Source organism: Neobacillus sp. SAB-20_R2A, from assembly GCF_049568635.1.
In the GTDB taxonomy this organism is placed as follows: Bacteria; Bacillota; Bacilli; order Bacillales; family Cytobacillaceae; genus Neobacillus; species Neobacillus citreus.
This window is the reverse complement of record NZ_CP145895.1, coordinates 3475123-3496521: the sequence shown is the minus strand read 5'-3', so window position 1 is coordinate 3496521 and position 21399 is coordinate 3475123. Positions and strand designations below refer to the sequence as shown.

19 protein-coding genes are annotated in these 21399 nt (G+C 38.9%); 11 read left to right on the top strand and 8 right to left on the bottom strand.

Annotated elements, in window-relative coordinates:
• Window positions 1-39 precede the first annotated feature (39 nt).
• Entirely contained in the window at window positions 40-471 is a 432-nt protein-coding gene (locus V5M37_RS16905; protein ID WP_423798339.1) for a hypothetical protein, read from the bottom strand.
• 455 nt (window positions 472-926) lie between these two features.
• Here V5M37_RS16905 and V5M37_RS16900 point away from each other — a divergent pair, with 455 nt between their 5' ends.
• The 5 genes from V5M37_RS16900 (at window position 927) to V5M37_RS16880 (ending at window position 7392) form a co-directional block, all read left to right on the top strand.
• Window positions 927-2777, top strand: coding sequence for a PAS domain S-box protein (locus V5M37_RS16900; protein WP_423798338.1), 1851 nt, complete (start codon window positions 927-929; stop codon window positions 2775-2777).
• Between the two features lie 151 nt (window positions 2778-2928).
• Entirely contained in the window at window positions 2929-3099 is a 171-nt protein-coding gene (locus tag V5M37_RS16895; protein WP_423798337.1) for a hypothetical protein, read from the top strand.
• 235 nt (window positions 3100-3334) lie between these two features.
• Complete coding sequence (locus tag V5M37_RS16890) at window positions 3335-4879, top strand: spore germination protein (protein WP_423798336.1); 1545 nt, start codon at window positions 3335-3337, stop codon at window positions 4877-4879.
• Window positions 4879-6039, top strand: a complete 1161-nt coding sequence (locus V5M37_RS16885) for a Ger(x)C family spore germination protein (RefSeq protein WP_423798335.1) — start codon at window positions 4879-4881, stop codon at window positions 6037-6039. The genes V5M37_RS16890 and V5M37_RS16885 overlap by 1 nt, the downstream gene beginning before the upstream one ends.
• A 225-nt stretch (window positions 6040-6264) precedes the next feature.
• Window positions 6265-7392 (top strand): GerAB/ArcD/ProY family transporter, encoded by a 1128-nt coding sequence (locus V5M37_RS16880; RefSeq protein WP_423798334.1) that lies wholly within the window; start codon window positions 6265-6267, stop codon window positions 7390-7392.
• Window positions 7393-7424: 32 nt separating this feature from the next.
• Here the strand turns inward: V5M37_RS16880 and V5M37_RS16875 are convergent, their stop codons facing one another.
• Window positions 7425-7781 (bottom strand): hypothetical protein, encoded by a 357-nt coding sequence (locus tag V5M37_RS16875; RefSeq protein ID WP_423798333.1) that lies wholly within the window; start codon window positions 7779-7781, stop codon window positions 7425-7427.
• A 192-nt stretch (window positions 7782-7973) separates the two neighbouring features.
• Here V5M37_RS16875 and V5M37_RS16870 point away from each other — a divergent pair, with 192 nt between their 5' ends.
• Complete coding sequence (locus V5M37_RS16870; RefSeq protein WP_423798332.1) at window positions 7974-8351, top strand: FAS1-like dehydratase domain-containing protein; 378 nt, start codon at window positions 7974-7976, stop codon at window positions 8349-8351.
• Between the two features lie 82 nt (window positions 8352-8433).
• On the opposite strand, the gene V5M37_RS16865 is transcribed toward V5M37_RS16870, so the two are convergent.
• Window positions 8434-9360, bottom strand: a complete 927-nt coding sequence (locus V5M37_RS16865; RefSeq protein WP_423798331.1) for a LysR family transcriptional regulator — start codon at window positions 9358-9360, stop codon at window positions 8434-8436.
• Between the two features lie 132 nt (window positions 9361-9492).
• On the opposite strand from V5M37_RS16865, the gene V5M37_RS16860 reads away from it, so the two are divergent.
• On the top strand, window positions 9493-10773 hold the full coding sequence (locus V5M37_RS16860) for an MFS transporter (protein ID WP_423798330.1): 1281 nt from the start codon (window positions 9493-9495) through the stop codon (window positions 10771-10773).
• Between the two features lie 130 nt (window positions 10774-10903).
• Here the strand turns inward: V5M37_RS16860 and V5M37_RS16855 are convergent, their stop codons facing one another.
• Together V5M37_RS16855 and V5M37_RS16850 are read right to left on the bottom strand one after the other, a co-directional pair.
• Window positions 10904-13111, bottom strand: a complete 2208-nt coding sequence (locus V5M37_RS16855; RefSeq protein ID WP_423798329.1) for a beta-glucosidase family protein — start codon at window positions 13109-13111, stop codon at window positions 10904-10906.
• A gap of 1036 nt (window positions 13112-14147) precedes the next feature.
• Entirely contained in the window at window positions 14148-14429 is a 282-nt protein-coding gene (locus tag V5M37_RS16850) for a hypothetical protein (protein ID WP_423798328.1), read from the bottom strand.
• A 453-nt stretch (window positions 14430-14882) separates the two neighbouring features.
• Between V5M37_RS16850 and V5M37_RS16845 the strand changes: the two genes are divergently transcribed.
• Both V5M37_RS16845 and V5M37_RS16840 read left to right on the top strand, forming a co-directional pair.
• The gene (locus V5M37_RS16845) at window positions 14883-15932 is read left to right on the top strand and encodes a DUF3231 family protein (protein ID WP_423798327.1); all 1050 of its coding nucleotides are present in this window, start codon (window positions 14883-14885) and stop codon (window positions 15930-15932) included.
• A 155-nt stretch (window positions 15933-16087) separates the two neighbouring features.
• On the top strand, window positions 16088-16879 hold the full coding sequence (locus V5M37_RS16840) for a TerC family protein (protein ID WP_423798326.1): 792 nt from the start codon (window positions 16088-16090) through the stop codon (window positions 16877-16879).
• A 303-nt stretch (window positions 16880-17182) separates the two neighbouring features.
• On the opposite strand, the gene V5M37_RS16835 is transcribed toward V5M37_RS16840, so the two are convergent.
• On the bottom strand, window positions 17183-17992 hold the full coding sequence (locus V5M37_RS16835; protein ID WP_423798325.1) for a S1C family serine protease: 810 nt from the start codon (window positions 17990-17992) through the stop codon (window positions 17183-17185).
• Between the two features lie 120 nt (window positions 17993-18112).
• Here V5M37_RS16835 and V5M37_RS16830 point away from each other — a divergent pair, with 120 nt between their 5' ends.
• Window positions 18113-18589: a hypothetical protein gene (locus V5M37_RS16830; protein WP_423798324.1), complete on the top strand. Its 477-nt coding sequence runs from the start codon at window positions 18113-18115 to the stop codon at window positions 18587-18589.
• A gap of 82 nt (window positions 18590-18671) precedes the next feature.
• Here V5M37_RS16830 and V5M37_RS16825 read toward each other — a convergent pair whose 3' ends face one another.
• Both V5M37_RS16825 and V5M37_RS16820 read right to left on the bottom strand, forming a co-directional pair.
• Window positions 18672-19115 (bottom strand): YaiI/YqxD family protein, encoded by a 444-nt coding sequence (locus V5M37_RS16825; protein WP_423798323.1) that lies wholly within the window; start codon window positions 19113-19115, stop codon window positions 18672-18674.
• Between the two features lies 1 nt (window position 19116).
• Window positions 19117-19953: a MerR family transcriptional regulator gene (locus tag V5M37_RS16820; protein WP_423798322.1), complete on the bottom strand. Its 837-nt coding sequence runs from the start codon at window positions 19951-19953 to the stop codon at window positions 19117-19119.
• Window positions 19954-20073: 120 nt separating this feature from the next.
• Here V5M37_RS16820 and norA point away from each other — a divergent pair, with 120 nt between their 5' ends.
• Window positions 20074-21267: a multidrug efflux MFS transporter NorA gene (gene norA, locus V5M37_RS16815; protein ID WP_423798321.1), complete on the top strand. Its 1194-nt coding sequence runs from the start codon at window positions 20074-20076 to the stop codon at window positions 21265-21267.
• Window positions 21268-21399: the final 132 nt, after the last annotated feature.

The following is a 21399-nucleotide window of genomic DNA, read 5'->3' as shown; positions in this document are numbered from 1 at the left end:
GCCAGAAAACAGATCATCAAAATGATGGTCTGTTTTTTATCAACTTTTTACCTGGGAACGCTCTTTTCGTTCTTGTAAAATTTCTTTGATGATTTCGATATGAACGGAGGCCCAGGATTTTTCATGAAAATGCAGAATCACGCTTATGGTAAGTATGAATGCATAGGCTAAAACAAAGTAAACCCAAAGTATACTGCCTTCTTTGAACAGAAATTTATGCAATTGCTCTGAAAAAAGAAGTAGCAGCCACGGACCAGAAGAGACAAGAATAGGAATGATGCCGGAGCCATTTTTCTCTTTTATCATACTTAAATATATTTTTTTTAATGTTGGGCTATCAATCGGTAGGTAAAAGTTCTGAATTTGTTCTATTTGGTGAATTTCTTTTACTGATTGAAAGGATTGTTTATGATTCCTTGCCCTTTTTAGTTTCAGGTAAATTTTATGAGCATCTCCGCGAAATGAAAACATATTGAAACCTTTTCCTCCATCAAATATCATACTAGAAAGGCTTTGCAAATATGGTTTCGTCTATGCATGCTGATTAAACTTATTTCATTATTAAGCAAGAAGATGGAGGTCGTTTAGCCTTTACCTAATTATTTAAATTTCCATATTTAATGGAAATTGGTTGAATATTCATTAAATAGAGTTTATACTAAAGTCGGATAAAAGAAATAATGCTTTTATCAAATGTAAGAATTCTGGCTTTGGTAAATAAACAAATTCAAACAGAGTTAGCTAGTTTTATTAGAAAAACTCTTCGTAAAATTTCGTAAGAGGACCGGAATCGGTCTTTGTTTCGTTTAACTGCATAAAGGCCGTAGTGAGTTAGACAATTTGATTGAGCTAGACACAAGCCAAGATAGGAATCTCCTATTTTGGCTTTTTTTTGTATCGAAGGGGAAAGGAACTGATAAAGAAATATGAACAGTCCTGTTGAGGGAATAAAAAGTGAAAAGCGGTTCTTATTAAATAAGTATTTAGACGAATGGGTTAGCAGCAATAAAACACGGTTTTATGGTAATCAAGATGCAATCATGGTCTTAGATTTAGAGGGCAATATTCTTCAAGTAAACCCATCATATGAGGAACTTTCAGGTTATTCCTCCGAAGAGGCTCTTCTAATGAAATTTCAAACACTTTTCCCCATTGAAAGTTTGGATAAGATTTTCCAATACTTTCATAAAACTGTATTAGGTCAGCTCCAAAACTTTGACTGCTTCATGATAAGCAAACATGGGCAAACAGTTGATATAAATATCACGAATATTCCAATAAGCGTGGACGATAAAATAGTTGGATTATATGCAGTTTTAAAAAATATCACAGAGTTAAAAAGAGCAAAGGCAGAAGTAAGACAAATTGAAGAATTTCACCGAGTATTAACAGATAATATTCTTGATATCATTTTAAACACAAACCTGTTAGGAAATATTCTTTACGTATCCCCCGCTGTCAAGCATCTTCTTGGATATGAACCAGATGAAATAAATGGACAACACCTATCATCCATTTTTCATAATGATGATGTGCAAAAAGCTTCATTAGACCGTAAAGAATTATTAAATAACCTAAAGGGGTATAATAGAGGGTCCTACCGATTCATCAAAAAAGATGGAAGTGTTATATGGCTGGAGGCTATATGTAAGCCAATCGTTGACCCAGATACACAAAAAATAGTAGAGGTAGTTACTGTTCTTCGGGATATCTCAGAAAGAGTAAAAGCAGAAGAAGAACTTTGGAGTCGAAAAAAAGCATTTCGTAATTTAATAGAAAACTCCCCAGATATAGTCTTAATCGCCAAGAACGACAAAATATTATTCATAAATGAAACAGGCGTTCACTTATTGGGCGCTTCAAGTTCTGAAGATATCATTAATACATCGATATTTGACTATATTCATTCTAATTATTGGAAAAAAGCAAAAAGAAGAATGAAGAAAGTATTTAATGGAGACACAACGGATTTCACGGAGTATAAAATTAAGCGTTTTGACGGTACGCTTTTGGATGTAGAAATAAAAGGGATCCCAACTTTTTTCCAAAGTCAGTCTGCTCAACATCTCATCGTTCGTGATATGACGGAAAGGAAAAGAACCCAAGAACTCATTGTTAATTCTGAAAAACTATCTATAGCTGGACAATTAGCTGCAGGGATTGCCCACGAAGTCCGCAACCCACTTACAGCCATTAAAGGGTTCTTGCAATTAATGGAAGTGCCGTTAGACAATACCGCATACGTGGAAATTATAAAAAATGAGATAGATAGAATTGAACTTATTTTAAGTGAGCTATTGGTACTTGCCAAACCACAGGATGTAAAATTTAATGTAGAAAGCTTAAATACATTAATACAAGAAGTAAAAACCTTAATTGACACACAAGCTATTTTGCAAAATATAAATATAGAATTCGTCAATCAGATCGGTAATTTGAATATCAGTTGTGATAAAAGCCAATTAAAACAAGTCGTTATCAATTTTTTGAAAAACTCTATAGAGGCAATGCCGAATGGTGGAACAATTACAATTGAAATAAGAAAACACAGTGAGAATAAAGCAAAAATAATTATCCAAGACACAGGAACTGGAATCCCTAAAAATATTTTGAAGAAAATTGGTCAACCATTTTTTACAACAAAAGAATGCGGAACTGGATTAGGAGTAATGATTTCTAAGCAAATCATTGAGAATCATAACGGAAGTTTACAGTTTTGGAGCGATAAAACGGGGACCGTCATTGAAGTCATTTTGCCTTTAAATAATAAATATTAGAGCTACATAAAGGAGGCGCTAATAATATTTTACTATTGTAAAAAATGAAATCGCTTTGGCAGGATTTTTTGGATAATTGGAGAATTTTTATATTAATAATAAATTTTCAGAAAATTATTTAAATATTATCTGGACAAGGAGTGGTTTTCACATGCATTATGTATACAAAACAGATATTTATCAGAATTCAGCAAAGAAGCGTTGGGAATACTGGTATGTTGGACCTAATGAGTTACGAATCCTTGTATCATGGTTGAGCTGGAATGCATTTAAAGAATATGAAACATGGGAGAAAAATTGCTTAGTGGAGAAAGCAGGATAGTGTCTCAAACCTAATCATGTTGGCCAACTTTTTCTATAAATAGTGGTGAAAATAATGGGGAATTTACGCAGATCACCTTATTAAGACTCTGTGAGGATTAGGTTGGACCCAGCCCATGTAATCACATATTATTTGAAGCAAAAACGGAGAATCAACTAATTCTCCGTTTTTTTATGTTAGAAAATACTTTTACTAAAAAAGGGAATTCTAACAAAAAGTTCGTGGAGTGAGACGGATGTCGTTTTTTTCAAAATTGAAAGGGTTGCAGCAAACCCAAAAGGAAAATAAAAAAGTTTTTTTAGGTGCGGATTTTGATGTGCGAATGGAATGGTTTAAAGAAACCTTCCAACAAAGTATTGACATCACCTTTCACGAATTAACAGCCAATCAAACGCGCTGCGGCATTGTGTTTTTGCAGTGTATGGTGGATCAGCAAACATTTGATGAACAAGTGTTAAAATATATTGTTTCACCGCATTTTGCTTCCTCATCAAGTGAATTGATTCATAAAATACTTGATTTACAGTCCATTAGTACAATGTGTACCAGCATTCTTTCAGATATGGAGGAAGCTGCAGAAAACATTTTAGATGGAAAAATTATTGTTTTTTTCGAAGGTGACAGTCGGATGATCGCTTTTCCTTTAACAAACTTCGAAAAGCGAACCGGTAGTGAAACCACGAATGAAAATGTCATCAGGGGGCCAAGAGAGGCGTTTTTGGAGGATATCCACACGAATGTCACCATGGTTCGCAGAAGAATAAAATCCCCTGCCTTAAAAATGGAACAACTTGTCATCGGAAAGTATACAAAAACAAAGGTCATTATTAGCTATATTGAGGGGCTTTGTCGAGAAGATTTAATAGCAGAAGTGAAACAAAGAATAAACAGGATTAAAATCGATGGCGTTTTAGCGAGCAGCTATATTGAGGAGTGTATTGACGATCGACCATTATCACCGTTTCCTCAATCACAAAAAACAGAACGGCCAGATGTGGCGGCGGCAGCCTTACTGGAAGGCAGAGTGGTTATTTTTGTGGATGGTGACCCCATTCCGCTTATAGCACCTGTAAATTTTTACATGTTTCTCCAAGCTGCTGAAGATTATTATCAACGGTATTTCCTTACCAGTTTTATCCGCCTGCTTCGCTATGGCTGGTTAATCGTTTCGCTAACCTTTCCATCCTTTTATATAGCGATTACCACCTTTCATCCGGAAATGATTCCTACCAGTTTATTATTAAGTGTTGCTGCATCACGGGAAAATGTCCCGTTTCCAAGCATAGTGGAAGCCTTATTGATGGAACTGGCTTTTGAAGGTTTACGGGAAGCAGGGATTCGCACTCCAAAAGCGGTAGGGCAGGCGATTGGGATCCTAGGTGCAATTATCATCGGCCAAGCAGCCGTGCAGGCAGGGATTGTTTCTGCCATTATGGTGATCATTGTTTCGATTACTGGGATTGCCTCCTTCGTCATACCTGGTTATGATTTAGGATTTTCCGTCCGATTGCTTCGCTTTCCACTTATGTTTTTAGCTGGCACCTTTGGAATATTCGGTTTAATGATTGGTACCATTTTAATTTATATTCATGTCGTAAGCTTACGTTCGTTTGGCATGCCCTATCTTTCACCAACAGCACCGCTTAGAACTAGCGATTTAAAGGATATTTTTATCCGTGCACCATGGTGGAAGATGCAGCGCCGGCCTTCCTTTTCCGGGTCAAATGATCGTATTCGTTCCAATATCGAGAAATCCATATTCGAGGATGATGAAGATTAATGAAAAGACTCAAAAGCCTCATCTTATTATGCCCTTTTGTTTTAACCGGCTGCTGGTCACAATATGAACTTAATGAGCGCGCTTTTGTCGCCGGCATTTACGTTGACAAGGCCGCAAATGGCCACATGGAGATAAGCCTATCTTTTTCACTGCCTAATCGCCTTGTCCCTAGTGATCTCGGTGGTGCCGGTACGACAGGAAAACCATATTCGCTACAATCTGCAACTGGAAAAACTTTTACGGAAGCCTATAAGAAAATACAAGCCACCCTTACCAGAAATATTAGCTGGGGGCATACGCGGATCATTATCATCAGTGAAGAAATGGCGAGGGACGGTATCAGGGATATATTGGAATTTGTTCTCCGCGAACCAAATTTGAATATCAATCAAACTTTATTAATTGCACCAGGAAAAGCAAAAGATATCGAAGAATTGACTCCGATATTTGAACGATTTCCAACCACCATTCCCATATCATTTGCCCAAAGAAAGGTGACAGTCGATACAACACCAAAAGACTTCCTTGAAACATCTAACGGCGATATGATTGTCGGCATTTTAACAAAGAAAACAATAAAAATGCTTAGTGAGGGAGGGAAAAAAGGGCTTTTTGTCAGTCCTGGGGAGATGGCATTGTTTCATAATTATAAAATGGTCGGGAAATTAGACGCGAAAGTGGGCCGAGGGGCGTTCTGGCTTCGCAACCTGATAAAAGGTGCCGAAGTAACTATAAAAGCCCCGGCCGATCAACAGTTAATCAGTTTATTAGTCATGGACGCACATACAAAGATCCGACCTTCTAAAAAAGATCCGTTCACTTTTAATGTGGATATAAAAGCAGAAGGGAATATTTCTGAATCTCAATCCGATATGAGTTTAACAAATGAAAAACAAATGGCGCAACTTGAGCATGTAGCTGAAAAGCAAATCCGGAATAGAATTAAAGCCACTTTAAAGGCTTCTCAAGAGGTTAAAGCGGATGTTTTCCAATTCAGTGAATACTTATCCTGGCACAAACCAAAAATATGGAAAATGGTTAAAAAAGATTGGCCTGAATCTTATCATGAAAAAGTAAAAATGAATGTTCAGGTTGATTTGCATATTAAACGACTAGGTGCTGAAAACAATTCATTCTGGGAAAAGGAAAAAAGTTTATGATTTTAATTATTATCGGATTTCTCATTATCTTTGGATATGAGTGGACATATTTAAAAAGTAAAAAACGGAAAAAAAGAACCTATTGGATTGTCCTTTGTACCCTAGGGGTTTCCTGTTTTTATTGCATTTCTACTGTATTATTCGAGCATATGCCCAGTCCAAGTGATTTGATTCAGTTCATTTTTGAACCGATTCAACAGAAAATTTTAGGTTAGGTGGACTACTTTGAAGACAGAACAGATCACTCAAAATCAATTAATGCTTTTTTTCATTCTTTATTATTACTCCACATTGGTTGGATTTGCAGCGAGTCGCCTGATTTACCTATCTCAATACGATTCAGTGCTCGTTATTTTTATAAGTGGTTTAGCAGGAATTATTCTTGCCTATTTTGTCATAAAACTTGCGACCCGAAGACCAAACGAATTTTTCGTCCACTATGGTAGTGAGATACTTCCCAAATGGATTCATATTCCAATTATGGTGTTTTTTTTCGTCTCCTTCCTGCAAATTAGTGGAATCATTTTAAGAGAATATGAAGATTTCATCGTGCAGACCTATCTCCCTAGAACACCTAATTGGGCGGTTGGCTGCATGTTTGGAATGGTTGTAGCGGTCACAGCACGTTTAGGGTTTGAAAATTTATTCCGGATTGCCCAAGGGCTATTTTATCTTGTGATTCTAGGGAATATTGGAAATGCGATTTTTATTGGTAAGGAATTACAATGGGACCGCTGGATCGCTTTTGTTACGAACCATAGCGGACAAGGAATCTTTAACGGCAGCTTCCAGATTGCTCCAACTTTTGGAGAAGTCGTTATTTTACTCTTTTTATTTCCATATTTAACTCAAAAGCATAAAACACTAAAGTCAATCATGTGGGCGACTTTTTTTTCTGTTCTATTTATTGGACAAAATATTATTTGGCTATTATTACTTTTTGGTCCGAATTTATCCAGTCATCTTACCTATCCGATGTTAGAGATGATTCGCTACATTCGAATCGCGGATTTCATTCAAAACTTGGATCATTTATTAATTTCGATTTGGGCAACAATGGTTTTTTTGAAAGTGACCGTTTTTTTTACTATTTCAGTTCAAATTTTCGCGCATCTATTTCGTTTAAAAGATCACCGCCCTCTGACGTTTTCGTTAGCAGCAGTTATGGTCGCTTTATCTATAAACACGGCAAGGGGATCTGCAGAAATATCTAGCTTTCTTTACTACGCATGGCCTACTTTTTTATACTTTTTAGAGTTCATTCCTTTACTTTATTTATTGGTAGACACAATAAAACAATCTAATAAGAAAAACAAAAATAGAAAACAAATTGAAGGTTTAAAAGTGGAATGAAACCGACACTTTTTCAGACGGCGGTCAATGACTCACTTCTTAAAGAATTTTTTCAGGAAAGTTGAAACGTCCTTAAACATGGGTTGATATAGTTTATAGGTTTTAACTGCCTCATCAACGGTTTCCATAAGCAATATAATATCTACTTGGTTAAGAAGATGTTCGATTTGGTTGTACTGGTTGTGATCCTGTGGGTGGGTGGGGGAACCGTTTGCCCCAAACAACCAAGGATCCCTTTGCGGTGCATGAGAAGGTTCATGGTGGTCTGGGAATTCTTCTGTTTGATTCGTAATATCTTCTTCGATGACTCTTCGTTTCTTCCCGAACATAAGATTTGTAAAGGGATCGCCATTATCCTGTGGAGGCTTGTGTTCTTTCTCAAACTCCATAATGCTTTTATCTTCCTTTCATTCCGTTTTCTTCTACAATAAAATATGATTTGTTTTTAATCGGGGTGTGGACAAATATCTAAGCCCATCGCTTGTAGGTTTACTACTGGGTGGAATAACACGTTTATAATTGTTTGAATCTTCGAAGTTATTTATAGTAATAATAGTATTAAATTCAAGGGGGAGACCAGATTGGCAACAAAAGTAGGAGACATCATTACATTTGAACGGACATTCAAACAGGAAGATGTTGAAATGTTTACAAAAGTATCTATGGATGAAGGGAATCATCATATTACTCCAGATGAACAGGGGAGACTTGTAGTTCAAGGCTTGTTAACTGCTACATTACCCACAAAGGTTGGCGGAGATTACAACGTACTCGCTCGTACGATGAATTTTGAATTTTTAAGACCAGTTTTTACGGGAGATACGATAATTTGCGAAGTAACAATTGAGCAGTTTGAAAAGCAAGATAATAATAGAACCGCCATAATGGCAACTTTCTTATGCACGAATCAGAATGAGAAAGAAGTATTGAAGGGAAACTTTGCGGGTGTGATAATATAAAATTAATATTTATTCGACTAAACGGCTATAGCCCTTTGGAATAAAGAGGTGAAGCCGTTTAGGTCCTTTAAAAAATGCTTTCTTAAAGAAAAGTCCCATGTTCGCTCACCAAACATGACCAGTCTTTTGCATGTTTCATGGTAATATCTATAAAACTAGATAATGCTGGGGAAACCCATTTGTTTTTGTGATAAACGACTTGGGAGTATATCTGTTTTAAATCAGCCTCGCAAGAAATAATTTTTAATTTTCCTTCCTTGATTTCATCTTGTACAGTCATTAAAGGTAAATAAGCTATACCAAGCCCACTCATTACAGAACGCTTTATCGCCTCAATACTCCAAAGTTCCATGATGTTGGAAGGTACAATCCCTCTATCACGTAGGAACTCTTCAAATATTCTTCGATAACTGCCTTCTTTCTCGTTAACTATTAAACATTCGCTAAGCTTCTGATTTTCGTAACTTTTCGGTAAACAATTTAGTGTACAGTCAGGGCTTCCAATGAGAACAATCGGTTCGTTCATTAACGGATGGATGACTAAATCTGAATCCTCGAACTGTGGCAACATGACAAACGCAACATCTGCAAGACCATCAACGATTGCTTTCTTGTTATCTCCGCAAGAGGCGTTACTTAAACGGATGCTTACATGAGGAAGTTTTTTTCGAAATTCTCTTAATATCGGTTCTAGGCGGAATACTGTTAGAGACTCAGGAGCCGCAATCTTTAACGTCCCTCTAATATCCTCCTCCTCACTGGTAATGCTTCCAATCTTGCTATAAGTATCTAAAATTTCCTGGGAGTAGGGTAACAGCCTCTCACCAATTTCAGTCAATCTTATCTTTCGACCCATCCGATCAAACAGAGGTGCGCCTAAATGCTCTTCAAGCGTTTGAATATGAGAAGTCACCGTGGATTGAGTGTAACCTAAATGTTCTGCCGCTTGTGTGAAACTACCCGTTTCAATGACCTTATTAAACGTAACAAAATGGCGTATTTCCAACACTACACCCTCCCTTAATATTCTCTTCTTTCAATATTATCAGAAAAATCAATGATTCACTTCATAAACTTCAATTTTACACATAATTAGTTACCAGTTAAAATTTAGAATCATAGATAGAGAGGCGGTTTCGTTTTGAAACGTATTCATTATAGCTGGTTTATTCTTTCCATTACATTTTTATCAATTATAGTTGCCGGAATTGTCATATCATCATCAGGGCTTTTCATTGATCCTTTCGAAAAGGAATTTGGCTGGGATCGATCTATAATTGCACTTGCTTTTGCAATTAGTCTTTTTTTATATGGGATATCAGGCCCGTTCATGGCAGCATTATTAGAAGTGATTGGGTTAAAAAAGATGATGATCGTTTCAATGGCAACTTTGCTGACAGGTATCATGCTTACGTTCATTATGAACCAGTCATGGCAGTTGATCATAATTTGGGGCGTTATTATGGGACTGGGAGCGAGCCTTTTTTTAACGGTAGTAAGTCCATATGTGGCGAATCATTGGTTTGCGAAAAGAAGAGGACTTGCAGTAGGAATACTAACTGCTAGTACAGCAACAGGTCAGTTGATTCTACTCCCTGTCCTAGCTGCTATTATCGAAAATTATTCGTGGCGGTGGGCGATTGGATTAATTATGCTCCTTAGCTTCATTATGCTTATCATAATCTTTATTTTTATGAAAAATACACCAAAAGATGTTGGAGTTCTTCCATACGGACTTGAGGAAGAAATACAAGAGAGCAATAAAAGTCAAAAGGAAAATCCTATTGTTATAGCTTTCAAGGGTTTAATGCAAGCTGTGAAAGTGAAAGAATTTTGGTTATTAGCTGGTAGTTTCTTCATTTGTGGACTTTCAACGACCGGATTAATTGGTACACATTTTGTTTCTTTCTGTATAAGTTTTGGAATACCTCTAGTTACAGCCGCCTCGTTTCTTTCGTTTATAGGAATCTTTAACCTAGTAGGAACAACGGTATCAGGTTGGCTGTCAGATCGATTCGATAATCGATGGCTATTATTTTGGTACTACGGTTTAAGAGGGGCTTCTCTCGTACTACTTCCTTACGCATTAATGGAGGGTTCCTTTCCTTTGCTAGTTATCTTTACTATCTTTTGCGGATTAGATTGGACTGCAACTGTACCACCAACTATTGGTATCTCAAGACAAATCTTCGGCACGAATAAAAGTGCAATTATTTATGGCTGGATTTTTGCATCACATCAGGCAGGTGCAGCAGTTGCTGCTTTTGGTGGAGGTTTAATCTATCGATATTTTAATACTTACACTTGGGCATTCTTTTTGGCAGGAGTCTTCTGTTTACTAGCAAGCTTATTTGTCATTACTATTAAAAAACATGTTCCACAATCGGTCCATTTTGTTGAGGACTATAAGTATGGAGGATAAATTCAGGAGTAAGTTTTGATTCTTTTTTTCAAAACATGCTATTCTTTTTGTTTATCAGTTTTTAAACCAGAAAAAAAGGATTGAATCCTGTATAGTACAGGATTCAATCCTTTTATTTTTTTATCTGCCGTTAGCCAACAACTATAGTGGTTTCGAAAGGAGTATCTTCGCTGGAGGTGCCGAGGTATACCGTGTAGTTTCCAGGCTTCACTACAAAATCATGTTCACAGTAGTCCCACACACTCATCGGATGATTCGTGGCGGTCGGATCAATCGTAATGGTAACCTCTTGTGACTGCTCCGGTTCGAGAACCACCTTCTGGAACCCGACCAGGCGCTTAGGCGGCTGCCCTTTAACGGGAATGCCCAGATAAACCTGGACGACTTCAGCCCCTGCGACCTTCCCCGTATTGGTCACGGTCACCTTCACCGTAATCGGGGACTTGCCGTCCGACTGTGCCGGAGTCACTGAGAATCCGGTAAGTCCAAAGGACGTATAGGACAGGCCGAAGCCGAATGGAAATAGCGGCTTGATACCCTGAGACTGGAACCAGCGGTACCCCATGTTAAGTCCCTCGGAGTAACGGATGACCGGGAAGCCATTGCCTTCATCGGTGCCAGGATAGCGTTCTGGGTGGCCGGTGTACAAGAAATCATTCTCGGATGCCGCATAGGTAGTAGGTACCTTGCCGGATGGATTAACAACACCAAAAAGCAGATCGGCGACAACGTGACCATCTTCAGTACCCTGGTTCCACGCTTCAAGAACCGCCTTAGCCTTGGTAATCCATGGCATCATTACTGGGCTGCTATCTTTCATGACCACAACTGTGTGCTGGTTGATATCCAGGAGTTCGGTGAGCATCTGGTTCTGATTGTTAAGCATATTCGGGCTCGGTAAATCGGCACCCTCGGACGCGACCAAGCCAGCCATCAGGATGACCAGGTCGGATTCTTTGGCGGCCGACTTCGCCTCTTCCAGGTTCGACAGGTCTTTGGCGACGGTAACCTTGCTAACCTTCGCTCCTGAACCAAGACCGTGCAGAACATCCTGCATACCCTCTACTGGTGGAACAGTGTAGAGCGGGTCAACTTTGGACGAGCCGCCACCGCCATTGCAGGCGTCATCGACGAACTCGGACTGGCCGATGATCACGATAGAGCCATAGGCTTTCGGGTCAAGCGGCAGCATCCCGCCATCGTTCTTCAGGAGAACGGCGATTTGGGAGCCGATTTTCCGGGAGATGGCGCCATGGCCTTTAGCGTCAATGACGCCCGGATTGTAGGGACGCTCGAACTGGCCGAAACGGAACATCTGGGTGAAGCGGCGAACCAGTGCCCGGTCGACGGTCTGAATCTCGAGGCTCGTGTCCTCGAGCGCATTCTTTACGTTGGTCTCGTTGCACCACTTTGCATCTGGCATTTCATGGTCCATGCCTGCGGTCAGCGACGCGGCAGTAGAGCGGCAGGACCAGAAATCGGACTGCACGTAGCCTTTAAAACCCCACTCGTCACGAAGAATGTCATTCAGTAAGTAGCGGTTCTCGGTGGCGTAAGTGCCACGAACCCGGTTGTATGCGCTCATGATCGCTGCAAGGTCCGCGTCTTTGACCAGCATTTCAAATGGCAGCAGGTAGAGCTCGCGGAGCACGTGCTCATCCACTTCGACACTGGCACGGAAGCGCTCATACTCCTGATCGTTGACCACATAATGCTTGCCCATGGCAATAACGTTGTGCGCCTGAATCGCCTTGGCTACCTCAACACCCATCACTCCTGACAGGTATGGATCTTCAGAGAAGTACTCGAAGTTGCGGCCGGCAATCGGGGTTCGGTGCAGACAAACACCCGGTCCTTCAAGCACGTGCTGACCCAGCGTCGCAGTCTCCGAACCGATTATGTCCCCGTAATCGCGGGCAAGCGTAGGATCAAAACCGGCAGCCAGACCAATGGTCATCGGCAATGCGGTAGCAGGCGGGCTCGGGTGCCCGTCACCCATGCCCACACCCACTGGGCCGTTGGTAATCCGAAAACGCGGGATACCAAGTTCCTCGATACCCTTTACATGGCGCTGCACTTGGATCTGGGCCATGAGCTTGTCATATTCCTCAGGGCTCATCGCATTCATTTCTTCCATTGACGGTAAGGCGTAGATGTTAATCGTCTCCATTGCTCCGTGAAGCTGGGCAATCTTCTGCTCCAATGTCATGGCTGCTACGAGCTTCTCAGCACGTTCCCTAGATGAAAGCGACTGATCCATCCACGGAAACGGACCATTGCCGTGAGAGCTGTGTACCGCCGCATCCAGTTCGGGCTCAAGAGTATGCTCATTATTCATGATAGAACTCTCCTTAAACAATATTTTTGATGCATGGGGACGGTTCTTGTGCATCATCTTTTTCTAGTTCTTAAAGAGAAGTGCTTTTGTGGGAACCAGAATGAAACAAAAGAACCGTCCGAGATCACTGAAAAAACCCTTAACAAGGTTCGGACACTTCCGACTCTTTTTCAGGCGTTTTTGTCCGAAGGCTGTATAGGTTCGGACACTTCTGACCTTTTTTCGAGCGATTTTGTCCGAAGGCTGTACAGGTTCGGACACTTCTGACTCTTTTCAAGCGGTTTTTGTCCGAAGGATGCACAGGTTCGGACACTTCCGACCTTTTTTCGAGCGATTTTGTCCGAAGGCTGTACAGGTTCGGACAGTTCTGACTCTTTTCAAGCGGTTTTTGTCCCAAGGCTGTATAGGTTCGGACACTTCCGACCCTTTTTCGAGCGATTTTGTCCGAAGGTTGCACAGGTTCGGACAGTTCTGACTCTTTTTAAGCGGTTTTTGTCCGAAGATTACATAGGTTCGGACACTTCCGTCTTTTTAAGAAGCTATGGTAGAGAGAGTTTCGCAGTGATCTTGAACTGTCCCCATGAACCTACATAAACCTCGCACGTCTCCATAATCTTTACCATTTTCCAATTGATATATGTATTAGGCAAAACGACTACTGATGGACTTTTTACTCACCATACGAGCACTTAATATTCATTATTTACCAAGTACTGAAGCAAATTAAAAAATCAATACATCTGAAAAGAAGGGAAAAATAAAAAGGGTTCCTCTAATGATGAGATTGGAATGAAAGAAGGGCTGAAAAATTACATCTGATACTGGAATCTTTGAATTCGTTGCCATGGAGCCAGTAGGCAATTTGCTATTTGGAATTGTTGGTTCACTCAATGAGGAAGCATATAAAGGGATGTTAAAAGAAGTTGAAGAAAGGATTGTTTCTTTTCTCACAGCACGCTTTAGTTAAATAAATATATTGGCTCCCAAATAGGGAGCCGTCTTATTATTTTATAAGAAGAAATTCACTCACGAATCGTTACTTATGCTTTATTTCATTGTAAAGTGCAACAATAATATCAATGTTATTATCAATAAAATTCAGTCGCTCTCTTGAAACCTGTGACCACTCGCTAGATAGATGGCTTGCCGATAAAATATGTCTGATGCTAAATGTATAGGTGTGATGCAATTCTGAAATCAGAAAGCTGATGCCTGCATGAGGGTCCTTACTCACAATGCTTTCGACATCCTTCTTTAACCAATCTGGAGCTACCTCAACAGATTTCTTTAAAAGCAATTCATACTCTTCATTAAACATGACTTTTCTCCTTAATATAAGTTTTCATCATGCTTTTTATCATACAATATCTAGAGTCATATTGCTAATGGCGTGGTCGATTAGGATTATTGCCCCCTTTTAGAGAAAAACCTTGAGGGAACTGTCGCCAAGGGGGGATTGGTTACACTTTCGAAGGATATTTGGTTATGGTAACTGCTGCATTAAGGGAACCGGATATGTAAGTATTTTGTTAGAGGGGATAGATACCCTATGAAAAGACAACTATTTTAGGTTGTCTTTTTTGGCTGACCTTTAAGGCTAAAATGATGCATGAGAACCGTCCCCATGCCTCAATAATCCAGAAGCACTTTGAAGGAACGAACTAGCAGCGTTGCTCAAATTACCATTATAAGTTACAGGTAGAATTTTGTTGGAATTAAATGATTTTTCAATGGAAATCATAAGTGAAAATGCGGGAAAAGGAGATTAGTGATGACCACGGATAAAGATTTAAATCCAATGAATGTAATGAAACCACTAAATTTAAATCCCAAAATATTAGATAAGACAAATCCTTTAACGACTTTTGAAGTTGGTAAACTTTGGGCTACCTATATGGGTAACAGCATGTCCATTCAAATCTTAAGTTATTTCCATCAACATTGTGACGATGAAGATATTAGGGTGCTATTGGAAAATGGTTTAGCTTTATCAAAGGATTTCATGCAGAGGATAGAAGGATTTTTTAATAACGAAAATTTTCCGATCCCAAATGGATTTACTGAAGATGATGTAAATCTTGGTGCCCCCCGTTTATACGCAGATGAATTTTATGTTCACTATTTAAAATATGCTGCTAAGGCAGGTTTGAGCCTTTATGCAGTGGCAGTTCCATTAGTAATGAGGGAGGATATAAGGGAGTTTTTTGTTTATTGTAATCAATGTACTACCGTCCTATTAGGGCAAGTTAATGATGTTTTAATGGGAAAAAAGTTCATTGCAGAACCTCCCATCATTCCTACACCGGTTGGTATAGAAAAAATTGATAAACAAAGTTACTTAAATGGCTTTATTGGTGATGTCCGACCATTACAGGCATTAGAAATCATCCATCTTTGGGATAACATTGAGAATAACACAACAAGTTTGGCATTATTATTGGGATTTCATCAAATAGTTCAAGATGAAAAGATAAAGGCTTTATTTAAACGAGGTTTAACCATGACTGATAAAGCGGTAAAGCAATATCAGGAAAAACTTCACGTTGAACACTTACCATCACCTGCGTACCTAAATCATTTGGTAACAACATCTACATATCCTCCTTTTTCCGATAAAATAATGCTGTTTCATAAAGTGGACATGTTTGCAATGAAGATCAGATCATTTGGCAACTCACTGGCGGTAACGGCAAGAAGAGATATAGATGTGTTGTATGCAAGAACTCTAATAAACATAGGTTTATTTGTTGACGACGGTATGAATATCTTAATTGATAAGGGTTGGTTGGAATCACCGCCAACAGCGTATGACAGGGTTTAACTGCTATTTGTTCATGTATCAATATGATAAATGGCATATAAATATCGGGTTTGAGCGGTTTGCCGTGAGATGGATAAAGTAAAATAAAAGTTACCTCACGATGCACCAAAAATGAAAGAGTGCTTGATGGAAATAATAATGAAAGGAGAGAAAGGGTGGATTCAATATGGTTAGAATACGCTTGGGCATTGTTAATTCTAATAGGATTAGAAGGATTGTTATCAGCTGACAATGCTCTAGTGCTCGCAGTTATAGCTAGACATTTACCCGAAGATCAGAAAAAAAGAGCTATAAATTACGGAATCATCTTAGCATTCGCTTTTCGATTTGTTGCCCTTTTTGCAATTTCATTTATTGCAAATGTTTGGCAGATACAGGCAATAGGTGCAATTTATCTTCTTTACCTAGGAGTAAAGCACATCATTCAAGCACGATTCGGTAAAGAAAATGAGAACATCCACAAGGACGATGCAAAGGAATCCGCAGGCAAAGGTTTTGGGCCAACAGTAGCGAAGATTGCAATAGCTGACCTCGCTTTTGCTATAGATTCGATTCTAGCTGCGGTGGCTCTTGCACTGGGTCTACCAGATTCACCTTTAGACAATTTCGGAGGGATGGATGGAGGACAGTTCTTAGTTGTTCTTATTGGAGGTGTTGCTGGCCTGATCTTGATTAAGTTTGCAGCAACCTGGTTTGTGCAACTTCTTGAAAAACGTCCAGCCTTGGAAACCACAGCCTATGCAATTGTTGCCTGGGTTGGTGTCAAACTGGCTGTAATCACCCTAGCTCATGAGGATATTGGTATCCTAAATCATGATTTTCCACATAGTACAGCTTGGACTCTGATTTTTTATGGAGTATTAGTCGCTATAGCCCTAATTGGTTGGTTTGCTTCTGGAAAAAGATCATTACAGGCGACGAACGCGCGCAACGAACCAGAACCTTGAAAAAGAGGAGGAAGCGTGCAAATCAGTGTACCTTCGGACAAAATCGCTTGAAAAAGAGGGGAAAGTGTCCGAAGCAGAGCAACCTTCGGACAAAACCGCTTGAAAAAGAGAAGGAAGTGTCCGAAGTAGAGCAACCTTCGGACAAAACCGCTTGAAAAAGAGGGGAAAGTGTCCGAACCAGAGCAACCTTAGAACAAAACCATCTAGTGAGTTGTAGGACATCTAAGTTGATACTGAGGAGCACAGGGACAGTTCAGTGAACTATTTTTTTAACCTTCAGAACCGCCAGCGGGCTTCGTGGCATTAATTTATTTCTTCCATAATCTTCTGAATGTAATAGGATGGAACGGCTGCACCAATGATTTCTTTAGTGTCAATTTCCGGGTTTTGCAATGTGGCAAAAATGACTCCGATGACTTGGCCATCTTGATTAATCACTGGACTTCCGCTATTTCCTTTGTAGATCGGCGCCTCAATCATCATAACCGGAATATCCAATCCGTTCACGAGAACCGGGCTTATGAAGGTTCCTTCATTGGCAATCTGTGTAAAAGCTAACGGGTTGCCGATAAAAAGTATTTTCTCGCCTGCCCATTTCTCCCAATGCTCATTAGCAGAAACAGCTAGGACGGGGAGGTTTTTCGCCTTCTCAATGCTTACAATGGCAAGATCCCATTCCGGCCGCTTGGCAACTACCTTTCCTGGATAAGAATCCCCATTACTAAAATGCACATTCACTCGATTTGTTTTATCAACAACATGTTCATTGGTGACAATTAACCCATCTTGATTGACATTAAAGCCTGTTCCTTTGACACCGTCCCATTCCAGTGTAACGACTGATTTTTTGTATTCTTTCACTTCCGGTTTCTTCGAAAGCTGATTCGACACTTTAACAAAACGAATGGCTGGCAGATTAAAAACATCAAACCACATCCCTAATCCGCTGATTAACATGGCAAACACCACTAGTAAACTTACGATTTTAGCAGCAATTTTTCTTCGCTTTTTCCGCTTTACTTTATCCTTTTCCCATTCCTTTGCTTCTTCCTCAGTTAAAAAAGCTTCCCAATCCAGTTGTTTTTCATGAAAATCCTGATTTTCCTTGTCCATGTGGATCCTCCATAAAAAGGTTTGATATATTCCTATTATAGCGGTTTGACTATAGAGAATGGCATTAAGAATGGTTTCACGATACAATAGATTGGAATGTAAAGAACGAGGAGAATGAACATGAATAGGAAAGAAATCGAAGACGTAAAAGTCGAATTAAACCGTGTAAAGGAACAAAATCAGGAGTTATTCCAAACCATTGTTGAACCTGGGTTACACAGCAAGGTTCAGGAATTTCTAGATAGCTTTGAGGATTATTTTCGTGAAAGAGGCTTTGTGATTCGAAAAAAGAACGATAAGGTTAGAGTTTCTTTCGATGACCTTCATCTAAAAGCTTTTTCGGATGGCGGCCGGGATATTTTTATCATGAGAGGAAAAGAGCAGATTGCCTCTGTAACCGTTAAATTTATTGGCGAAGGTAAGAAGGGTATTCAGAGCCAAATGGATGATTCGTTGGACCAGCTGGAAAAAGAAATGGAAAAAGAAAAATCATTAATCAATGACCTAAAAAACCCCGTATTTTATTACACCGGAAGGGATTTTGGCCATAAATACGAAACTCCATTATCCGTTCTTGATAGCATTTTTGGGATATGACCAGCTGAAAACTTGAAATAATGGAACAAATGTGAAAGGACAACAGTCGTAATGAAACTGTTGTCCTTTCACGTACGGTTCCTTAATAATGTGAAATCACTCTTTTAAAAAGCATCCTAAATTTCTCTCTATCTTCTGTAGTAAAAGGTTTAGGCCCCTTTGTACGCTTTCCGCTTTTTCGAGCCATTGCACTTAAATAACGTGCTTGAAGTAATTGGTCAATATTTTCATTTGTATAGCTATACCCAGTATGGTGAAGGACTGTACACTCTTTTGCTAAACCTAGTGAAGCAAGACCATAATCTTGCGTAACAATGATATCTCCTTTTTCTGCTAACTTCATAATCCGATAATCCGCAGCATCTGCTCCCGAATCAACATAAATTGTTTCCACTCCTGCTGGTTTTTCCGCATTAGAAAAATGTGAAAAGCTCGTAACAAGGATCACAGGAATATCAGCCTTCGTACCTTCAGAAATAATAATATCTTTTACCGGACAAGCATCTGCATCAACATATATTTTCATCTTATCCTCCAGAGTTTTGTTCCACTTGTATCATAATTTTGGTCACATAATGTTCCTTATCATTCATTACAACTGTATCATAAATATATTCCTCAAAAACATACTCTCCTAAGGCTAAATTTAAACGTTCCATTTCTGAAAAAAGCCGCTTATAGGTTTTATGTAATGTTTTCTCATCCCCCATATGATACCCAATAAGAAAATCACCTTTCACAGCTTGGAAATAGGGATATCCAACCTTTGGATGGGGCTGCTCAATATATAAGTAGCTATAATTAGAGAATTCTCCCTTCATTACATGCTCCCGTTTTGTTATACCACCTATTGGATATCCTGAATCAAGTTGGGATATGTTCAATTCATTAATAAAATCTGAAATAACCTCTACAAATTCTTCATCCGTTATATTTTCAATGTTTCTACTTAGATAAAGTGTTGCTTCTGGTAATTGTTTAAGCGTCATTTGTTGAAAATCAAGGTGCGACGCTTCTTCCATTATGGCTATTTTAGCATCGATCATTTTTTCCTTCATTTCAATCTCCTGACGCTTTTTTACAATCTCTTGTTTTTGTTGATACATTAACGATAAAAAACTTTCAGGCGACTTATTATTCATGTATTGTTGAATATCATTCAGCGACATACCAAGATCCTTTAATAAATCAATAACAAAAAATAGCTCTATTTGGTGAATGGAGTAATAACGATAGCCTTTTTCATTTTTCCATAGGGGAGACAACAGTCCAATTTGATCATAATAAAAGAGTGTCTGTTTGTTTACTTTACAAAGCTTCGCAAATTCCCCAGTAGTTAAATACTTGCCATTTTTTTTATCCATTTTTTACACACCGCCCTTGACTATATAGTAACTATATACACTAGGATGGAAATTGTAAACAAATGATAAACAAAATGAAGTGGTTTGCAGTAGGTAGTTTTGTTAAGGAGAATGTAAAAAATGAAGAATAATAAGGTCACCTTAGGATTATTATTAATGAATTTATTCATCGCCTTTTTGGGAATTGGTCTTGTCATTCCAGTCTTACCGACGTTGATGAATGAATTAGACATAACTGGAACAACAGTTGGTTATTTAACAGCGTCGTTTGCCATTGCTCAATTGATTGTTTCGCCATTTGCAGGGAAAGCGGCAGACATTTGGGGTCGGAAAATGATGATTGTAATTGGCTTATTTATTTTCGGCATCTCAGAATTTTTATTTGGGATCGGCAAAGACATTCAAATGCTCATTATTTCTCGTCTTTTAGGCGGAATTAGTGCTGCGTTCATCATGCCAGCTGTGACAGCTTTTATTGCGGATATTACAAATTTGGATACTCGTCCGAAGGCATTAGGCTATATGTCTGCCGCGATTAGTACAGGATTTATTATTGGGCCCGGCATTGGTGGATTTTTAGCGGAATTTGGAACACGTATCCCATTCTTTTTTGCAGGAGCACTGGGAACTATTGCAGCTATACTTTCTATCCTTTTATTATCTGAGCCTAATCGTCATGAAGATAGTCATAAACAAGTCTCAGATGGGAAGGCTGGTTTCAAACGTATTATGGACCCAAAATATTTCCTTGCGTTTCTGTTAATTTTTATTGCCTCATTTGGTTTAGCAGCTTTCGAATCGTTCTTTAGTCTATTTGTGGACCACAAATTTCAATTTAAACCATCCGATATTGCAATAGTCATCACGGGTGGTGCTGTCCTTGGCGCAGTTTCACAAGTCGTATTATTTGATAGGCTAACACGAATCTGGGGTGAAATTAAACTGATTCAATATAGCCTCATTTTATCAGCCATACTTGTCTATTTAATGACGGTTGTTCATTCCTATTTCTCTATATTACTTGTAACATTTCTTGTTTTTGTTGGATTCGATTTATTCCGTCCGGCAGTTACTTCATATCTTTCAAATATCGCCGGGAACGAACAAGGTTATGTTGGAGGAATGAATTCTATGTTTACAAGTTTAGCGAACGTAAGTGGACCCATTCTAGGGGGAATCTTATTTGATATAGATATCAACTACCCATACTATTTTGCGACTTTGATCTTATTCCTGGGAATAGTTCTTACATTATTTTGGAAGAAGCAAGCCGATAATTCTTCAAAAGAAGTGAAGGCTAGAGTAGCTAATTAGTCGAATTGAATTAAACTTTATGTGGAAATTATTTTGTTTCATTTGTGGCTATATAGAAGTGAAACATTTATCATGAAAGACAAAGTTCAAAAAACTTATACATCATGATAAAAATTGTGGCTGGGTAGGGAC